Origin of the sequence: Pseudomonas sp. MIACH (genome assembly GCF_001269925.1) — a bacterium.
GTDB lineage: Bacteria > Pseudomonadota > Gammaproteobacteria > Pseudomonadales > Pseudomonadaceae > Aquipseudomonas.
Genome location: NZ_LHVO01000019.1, coordinates 1 through 8047, shown reverse-complemented (window position 1 = coordinate 8047; position 8047 = coordinate 1). Strand labels below are relative to the sequence as shown.

Sequence of the window (8047 nt, the reverse complement as noted above, 5' to 3'; positions counted from 1 at the left end):
AGAATGCGGTCGCTTGAAATTGCTTATGCGAGACCCAAGACGTTAGGGGGAAATTTTAGACCTTTAAAATCAGTACTTTATTTTGAGTTTGGTAAGAGTTGTCGAGTCCTGGCGAGGCTGCGATGGCGGCGGCATTGCCAACTTCTATGTTGCCTGACACACCGCTATCGCAGCCTCGCTGAAGCCCGAAGACTCCCACAGGCTATACTCGCCCGTTCGCAATCCCCCCTTCCAACAAACCGAGATACTTCATGAGCACCTCTCTCCCTCTCACCTCTGCGCGCAAGCCTGTCGCGCCGTTGGTGGCCTTTGTCATTCTGGTGCTGGGCGCCTTGTTCCTGCAAAACAGCGTCGGTTCGCGCCAGGTGCTGTTGCTGGTGGTCGGCGCCGCACTGGGCTTGACCCTTTACCACGCTGCCTTTGGCTTCACCTCCGCCTGGCGTGTGTTCATCAATGATCGCCGTGGCGCTGGCCTGCGGGCGCAGATGGTGATGCTCGCGCTCGCGGTGCTGCTGTTTTTCCCGGCACTGGGGGCGGGGACGTTGTTCGGGCAACCGGTGGTCGGGCTGGTGGCGCCGGCCGGGGTCTCGGTGGTGTTCGGTGCGTTTATTTTCGGCATCGGCATGCAGTTGGGTGGCGGGTGTGCCTCGGGCACGCTGTTCACCGTGGGCGGCGGCAATGCGCGCATGCTGGTGACCTTGTTGTTCTTTATCTGCGGCTCGTTGATCGCCACACACCATGTGGACTGGTGGTTTGCGTTGCCGGCGTTTCCGGCGGTGTCCATCGTCAAGAGTTTCGGCGTAGTGCCGGCATTGCTCGCCAGCCTGGCGATGTTTGCGCTCATCGCAGTCGTCACCGTGCGCCTGGAAAAGCGCCGCCACGGCCAGCTTGAAGAGGGCGTGACCAGCGAACACCAAGGCTTGCGCCGCTTCTTGCGCGGGCCATGGCCGTTGGTGTGGGGCGCGATTGGCCTCGCGCTGCTCAACTACGCCACCCTGGCGCTGGCCGGGCGGCCGTGGGGGATTACCTCGGCATTCGCTCTGTGGGGCGCCAAGGTGGCCAGCGGGTTGGGTGTGGACGTGGCCAGTTGGGCGTTCTGGCAAATGCCGGGCAACGCCAAGGCCTTGGCCGCGCCGGTGTGGGAAGACATCACCAGCGTCATGGACATCGGCATCGTCCTCGGTGCGCTGCTGGCCGCCGGCCTGGCCGGCCGCTTTGCCCCCAGCCTGAAGATCCCTGCGCGTTCGCTGCTGGCCGCAGTGATCGGTGGCCTGCTGCTCGGCTACGGCTCGCGCCTGGCCTACGGCTGCAACATCGGCGCGTACTTCAGTGGCATCGCCTCGGGCAGCCTGCATGGCTGGGTGTGGCTGGTGGCAGCGTTTATCGGCAACGGCGTGGGCGTGCGCCTGCGGCCGTTTTTCTTTGCCGGCGAGCGTCGGCCCGAAGCCTTAAGCGGTTGCTGAGTTAATCCTCAGGGGAAATGTCTGGCGCCTGAGCAGCCTCAGTCGCCAGCTTTTCCCGCTCCGCCTTGCTGATGTATTTATCCTTGGATTTCGGCGCCAATTTGGCGCTGGCCTTTTTAGCTTTGGCCTTGAACAGCTGTTGCAGTTTTTTCTGGCGATTCATGTGTTGTACCCGGGTTGGACAGGCCGGGATGATACCAGCTTAAAAACGGCGACAGCTCCCCACGTAGCAGCCGCACAGGCCTAGCCAGGCTGGGCCGCCAAGCTATTACTGATGTTGCGCCCCAGCACCAGCACGGTGACAAAACCGCAGCCCACCAGCGCCGTGGCCAGGCTCAACAGCACCGAGCTGCCCAACTTGTCGACGATCTGCCCACCGAAGAACGAACCCAAGGCAATGATCACCTGGAACAAGGCGACGAACAGCGGCATGCCGCGTTCGACATCCTTGGGCGCGACCACAAACATCCAGATACTGGCACAGGCCGGGAAGGCGCCGAAGGCGAAGCCCCACAGCCCGATCAGCATCGCTGCGCCGGTCATCCCCGTTGCAAAGTGAGGGAACAGCGCGGTGCTGGTACCGATCATCAGCGCGACCAGCAACAGGGTGTGACGTACGCTGCGGTTGGCGGCGAAACCGGCAAAAATATTACCGAACACCCCGGCCACGCCAAAGAGCAGCAACAGCGAGCCAATTGTCGGCCCGTCGAAGCCGGAACTGTATTTGAAGAACGGCGCCACATAGGTGTAGGCCGCAAAGTGCGCCAAGCCGATCAACAGCACCGCGATCAACCCGACCCGCGCCTGTGGGTTGATAAACAACGCCGGCAGGTCGCTGACGCGAATGGCTTTCTCCGGGGTGAGCCGAGGCAGCAGGAACACCTGCGCCAGCAGCACCGGCACGCCCAGCAGCGCGGTGACCAGGAACGTCATGCGCCAGCCCATCAAGCCGCTGAGCCAGGTGCCCACGGGCACGCCGAGCACGGTGGCCAGGGTCACGCCCATCATGATGATCGAGGTGGCCTTCGCGACGTCCACTCCCTTGGGCGCCAGACGCCCACTGAGGGCAATGGCCGTGGCCCAGAACCCGCCGATGCTGATGCCCAGCAATACGCGTCCGAGCAACAGCAGGTTGAAGTCGCTGGCAAAGGCCACGACCGAGTTGGCGATGATCATGATCAACGTCAGGCCGATCAGCAGGTAGCGACGGTCCATGGCACCAATGCTCACCGACAGAAACGGCGCGGCGAGGGCGGCCATGATGCCGGGCAGGGTCACCATCAGGCCGGCGTGGCCGGCACTGATACCGAGGTCGGCAGCGACGTCGTTGAGCACGCCCACCGGCAGAAACTCACTGGTCACCAGGGCAAAGGCGCCCACCGCGACCGAGAGAATCGCCAGCCACTGCTGTTTGACACTTTGTTGATTATGTTCGGGACGGCCGCTGGAGGCCTGAGGGGCGCTTGGCATGATGCTGGGTTCCAAGAGGGGATGTCGCCTGAGGCCAGGCGAGGGGGAGGAATTGGGAGGCGATTATAGGAATCGGGCTTGGCCACCCCATAGGCGAGCGGTTCGATAGTAATCATCAGTGCTATCGATGTGACGGGGTTGGGCTGCGTATTTCAACGGTATCGCTTCGGCAGCCTGCCGGGCATCGGGCAGCCTGCCGAAGCGATGCTCACCGTGTCAAAGGCTGACGGGGCCAGGCGCTTCTGCCGCAACCGGCCGGTGTTGTACAAACGTTGCCTTGACCCTTTTAGAGAACAGTATGTAGGGGACCCAGATAGAGGTGGATACCAATCCGCGGACGGTTTCCTTGGTCGTGTTGTAGTCGAATATGGGTTCATCCACCAGAACAAGCGAGCTGAACCATGCATCAAGTGGAATGTAGATAGCCGAGGCGATGAGCGTGACGATATAAACCTTGGGGAATAAGTAGTGTTCGGAGAAGAACAGGTAAACCAAATAACCAAAGGCCGCGATAAAGACTGCATTAATGAGGGTTTCTGAAATCAGGATCGCGCCCCATAGGGCGTTAGTCATCGTCGTGCCGGATGAGGTGAGGATGCTGAAGGAGCCATCTGCGAATATCGGGTAATACACCGCGATAAGGGCATAGCCCAGACGCGCCAAGGCTAGAAACAGGCCCAAGCCAACCACGATCAACCAACCGCCCAGTCCCTTCAGTTGTTTACGCTCTTGCATGTTCGCTCCGCAGTTCAATAAAGTTAAAACGATAAATAGTCAGCCGTGGCTCGCCACGTGCATCTAAGGTCGATGCCGGCTTCACTGTCGAAACGATCGGCGTAAAAACTCACTGATCAGCCCCACCACCTGCTGCTGAATCGCCGCCCGTGGCCGAGCCCCCTCGCCATCGCGACACACCCTGCCATCGCCCGGCGAACTTTCTTCAATCAACGCCATGCCGCCCGGCTTGCAGATCGATATAAAGCTGAAATGGTTTGCATCGGCGATCTCTACATACTTCGTCGTTGCTGGCGGCAGGCGCTTGACCATGTTGGCGGATTCCAACTGCGGGTCCATATCTTCCGACGGCACGCCCCCCGCAATCACCAGTGCCGGCACCGGCAGTGCGGTCAGGCTGGCGTCGGTGAAGCCGCGCGACAGGCCCAGGTCCAGGGACACGATGGCGGTGACGCGCTTGTCGCTCAAATCCGCCGCCAAGCGCGCTTTACCTTCTGGCGTGCCGGCGGGGTTCATCTCCTGGTAGCCGATGCAACCGCCGAGCTTGGGGTGGGCGCTGCAGTCGCGGCTGAACAGCTCGGGGTCGAAGCGCGCGCCGGCGATTTCCAGCACGGTCCAGCCGCCAAGGGAATGGCCCACGGCGGCAATCTGATGATTCGCGACCGCGCCAAATGGCTTCGGCTGAGCCAGCACCGCGTCGATAGCACGGCTCAGGTCGGCCGGGCGTTGCCATAACTGCGCGGCAGCTTGCGGGTCGCGGTCCTGAGCGGTGGTGCCGGGGTGGTTGACCGCCGCCACGATGTAACCCTGATGCGCCAACGCACTGGCCAGCCACACCTGCTTGTCCCAGTTGCCGCCATAACCGTGGGAGATCACCACCAGCGGATGCTCACCGGCAGCGGGCGGTGCGTCGGGCACCCCGAGAGCACCGATGAAGGCCGCGTTGTCAGCGATCAGCTCGGGTTTGGCGATGGCGGCGGCGGGGTACCAGACGGCCAGTTCGAGTGGTCGGTTGTTTTGCGCATCGGGCAGGGTGACGGTCTTGAAACCGACGGGGTTTTCGGCAGCGAAGGCGGGAGCTGTCAGGCACAGCAACAGCAGGGAGGCGAGGGCGTTTTTCACTGTTGTTATCGTCCTTGATATGAGCGACGCATCATGCACTGAATCCCCCATTCAGTGCCATGAGCCCCGCGCCAGTTTTACCTGCGGTTAACGCCTACGCGTGGGTCAGCCCCGTCAACGTATCGGCAATGGTCTTGGTCCGTTGCGCCGTACCTTCGGTCGCCCGGCTGGACGCCTCCAATGCATCAAGCATCTCGCGCAGCGCACCCACCCCGGTGGATTGGTCTTCAATCTGCTGGGCCACCCGCTGGATCTCACTCGACAACAGGTCGATATCCACGCCAATTTCCGCCGCATTCTTGCGCGTGATCTCCGCGAGCTTGCGCACCTCGTCCGCCACCACCGCAAAGCCCCGGCCCAAATCGCCGGCGCGCGCCGCTTCAATCGCGGCGTTGAGCGCCAGCAGGTTGGTCTGCCCGGCGATCTGCTGGATCACCTGCACAATTGACTGGATGCGCAAACTCGACCCCGCCAACGTGCGTGCCCCCTCCACCGCGACATCTGCCTGGCTCGACAGCCCCTCCACGGTGGTCCCGGCCTGGGCAGACACGGCGTTCTGCTGGCCGATGGTACCGACCAGCTCATCCATCGAGGCGTGCAACTCGCCCGAGTAATGCTTGAGCTGCGCAGCGATGTCCTCCTGCTGACGCTCCGCATGGGCCAACACCATGCCCAAGTCCGCCAGCCCCTCGAACACCGGCAGGATATTGCGGTCCAGCCCACGGGTATTCAGGGTGTTGGTGAAGTCATTGTTCTTGAACGCGGCAATTTGCTTGACGACCACATGGTTCAACCCCGCCAGCTTCTTCACCTGGCGGCGTAGGAAAAACGCCTTGAACTCGCCGTAATGAGCGATGAAATTGTCCACGTACTCGTCACTGAAACTCGCACCCTTGGCCACCCGAAAAAAGAAAATCGCCGTCAGCGTCTGGTTCAGGTTCAAGCCCAAAATCTCCCCGAAGGTCGAAAACCCCGCCAGCGGTACATCCCCAAACGTGCCGGCCATGCTGCCCAACTCGGCAGCGTTGTTCAGACGACGCAAAATGCAGTCATTCAAAATACCTGCGACCGGCTGGCCACCCTTGCCGCGCAGGAACTGCTCATAGTCCAGGCGCGTCGCCTCCCGCAACGGCGTACGCCGCACCATCACCAACTCCTCGCCCGGCGCCACGTCGCAAAACAACTGCACGATCTGCTGCTCGTAATCGATACGCGCGATAGAGCGCACAAACAACTCACTGCCCACCCGAATCGCGAACGAATAATCCGCCAGCTTCGACTCCAACGCCTGGGGCGCGCAACTGAACGCATCACACAGCGCCTGCACCATGCTCTTGATGTTGCCGCTGCTGTCGATCACCTGGTCAATCGTGCGGTCCTCCACCGACGCCGTCAGCACACTGAAGGTCAAATCCGCCGCCTTGAAATTCTGGCTCTTGAACACCCCAAACCGCACATGCGCCGCCGTCTTCAAGAACACGATCTGCGCATGGTTCTGATAACTGCGCTGGCCGTCATGAATCAGCGTCTTCTGGAAATCCGACTTACCCCCGGCCGATCCCCCTACAAACAAACACGGAAACCGCCCCGACTCATACAGCGCCTCCATAAAAAACGACTCCGACGCCGACAACCCGTCGAACACCACATACGCCAAGGTATCGCGATGATCGATCGACGTACGCACCTGCACCCGCTTGATATTGGCCACCAACTTGGCAATCCGCTCCTGCATCCCCAACCGCTTACCGCCACCGCGAATGTCCTCACACTCCAACGGCACCATCACCACCTCGGCCGAGGCGATGAGACTGTCGTCGAACAACTGCAACACAACCCGGTCCCAGCGCTCGCCCGTGGCGCAATACAGCGAACTGGGCGCATTGCACAGCTCGCCGGAAGTGGTGCATAGGCTGATGGTGGACTGGGGGAAACGGCGCTTGAGCTTGGCGGCGATGGCGTCGATGTCCAGATGGGGGGAGATGAAGCCGGTGATCAGGGTGGGGTTGATGCGTAGGGCAGTGAGGGCGGCGTCCAGGTTGTTGGCGGTGCTGGTGAGGGTGGCGGTGCCTTGGCGAGCGGGCCGGGATTTTTTCAGGAGGGAGAGTGGGTTCATGGGCTGGGCTCGGTCGTGTGGGGATGCGGGGGTAGGCATGTGATTAGTAGGGTTATCGGCAGGTTGGGTGGGGGCTGGAGGGGAGAGTGGGGGGATGTGACGGATGGACGCGGATGTTCTTAGGTTGGTGTTTATAGAGGGGCTGCTTTCGGCCGATTCTGTTGAAAAAGTCGGCTTCGAATTCCACTCCAGAAAAGTACGCGCCTGAGATTGAAATCTGAATTTTTGGCAGAAGGTTCAGTACTCGGATTTCACGTAGCAGCGGGCAACAGAGGTGTTTTCATCCATCAATATTCGAGTGTTTTGGGAAAACCGACTTTTTCAACACAATCGGCCAAAAGCAGTCACTCCTCTCTCCTGGAGACAATGGTAATTTAGTAACCGGCAGAGTTTGAAACGTAACCTGTAAGTTGAGAGGGTATTTATAAGATTAAGAAAATTAATCATCATGAGTGCGAACCCGCATCTTGGTGTTGCAAAAAGCTCAATTAAGGACACACCGGGGTAGGGTCAGCGTTTATTCCCCTACTTATTCAGGCCTTGCTCGGCTTGGTTGTCAAGAGTTTGTACTTCAAGGTGTCCATTGTCAGTGTCTCGTATTATTTGGTGGTCTCCTAAATAAATAACTGGCTTTTGTCTTTTGAAGAAAATCAAATCTCCTGGTTTGAGGCTTAGCCCATTACGTTTGAGAGACTGAGATTGCTCTTGGGACAGTTTTACAGGTGATGAGTCGTTCAAGAGATCTGTGGCCCACGATCGTAATTCTTTAGAAGTTTCTTTCTCGCCCTCTTTTTTGGGCAAAAGAAGAGACACAGCCAAGCTTACGTAATCCCTTTTTATTTGCTGCTCTTGCAAACTGCGCTGCACCCAAAAACCTACTAATGCAAGCCCACAGGGATCGCTAGCACCGAGATAATTTGACTTATCACCAATAATCGCGATAGCTTCTGGTCCACAGATAAAGTCATATGTTTTCCTTTAAATCTCAAGCGGTTGGCCGTATGTAGGCGAATCCGAGGTGCGCCGGAAATTTGTCCGATGCAGAAATCTTTTATGCGTGCCTATATCTAGAATTCAATAGCTGTTCAATCGAAAGCATGTATTCGAGAAAAAAATCAATATGTGAAAGCAAATCAGAAAA

The 8047-nt window shown here is 59.2% G+C and carries 7 protein-coding genes; 1 reads left to right on the top strand and 6 read right to left on the bottom strand.

Annotated features, from left to right (window positions below):
• The first annotated feature begins 251 nt into the window (after window positions 1-251).
• Window positions 252-1463: a YeeE/YedE family protein gene (locus AD670_RS07810; protein WP_053130145.1), complete on the top strand. Its 1212-nt coding sequence runs from the start codon at window positions 252-254 to the stop codon at window positions 1461-1463.
• A gap of 1 nt (window position 1464) precedes the next feature.
• On the opposite strand, the gene AD670_RS30730 is transcribed toward AD670_RS07810, so the two are convergent.
• The 6 genes from AD670_RS30730 to AD670_RS31415 form a co-directional block, all read right to left on the bottom strand.
• Window positions 1465-1626, bottom strand: coding sequence for a DUF2986 domain-containing protein (locus tag AD670_RS30730; RefSeq protein ID WP_082340928.1), 162 nt, complete (start codon window positions 1624-1626; stop codon window positions 1465-1467).
• 80 nt (window positions 1627-1706) lie between these two features.
• Window positions 1707-2933, bottom strand: a complete 1227-nt coding sequence (locus AD670_RS07805) for an MFS transporter (protein ID WP_053130142.1) — start codon at window positions 2931-2933, stop codon at window positions 1707-1709.
• Window positions 2934-3149: 216 nt separating this feature from the next.
• Window positions 3150-3668 carry a DUF2569 domain-containing protein gene (locus AD670_RS07800; RefSeq protein ID WP_053130139.1) on the bottom strand — a complete coding sequence of 173 codons (519 nt, stop codon included), beginning with the start codon at window positions 3666-3668 and terminating at the stop codon, window positions 3150-3152.
• An 81-nt stretch (window positions 3669-3749) separates the two neighbouring features.
• Entirely contained in the window at window positions 3750-4790 is a 1041-nt protein-coding gene (locus tag AD670_RS07795; protein ID WP_053130136.1) for an alpha/beta fold hydrolase, read from the bottom strand.
• A 94-nt stretch (window positions 4791-4884) separates the two neighbouring features.
• Window positions 4885-6906, bottom strand: a complete 2022-nt coding sequence (locus tag AD670_RS07790) for a methyl-accepting chemotaxis protein (RefSeq protein WP_053130133.1) — start codon at window positions 6904-6906, stop codon at window positions 4885-4887.
• Between the two features lie 525 nt (window positions 6907-7431).
• A complete protein-coding gene (locus AD670_RS31415) occupies window positions 7432-7725 on the bottom strand; it encodes an NlpC/P60 family protein (RefSeq protein ID WP_172681454.1) in 294 nt (97 codons plus the stop codon).
• Window positions 7726-8047: the final 322 nt, after the last annotated feature.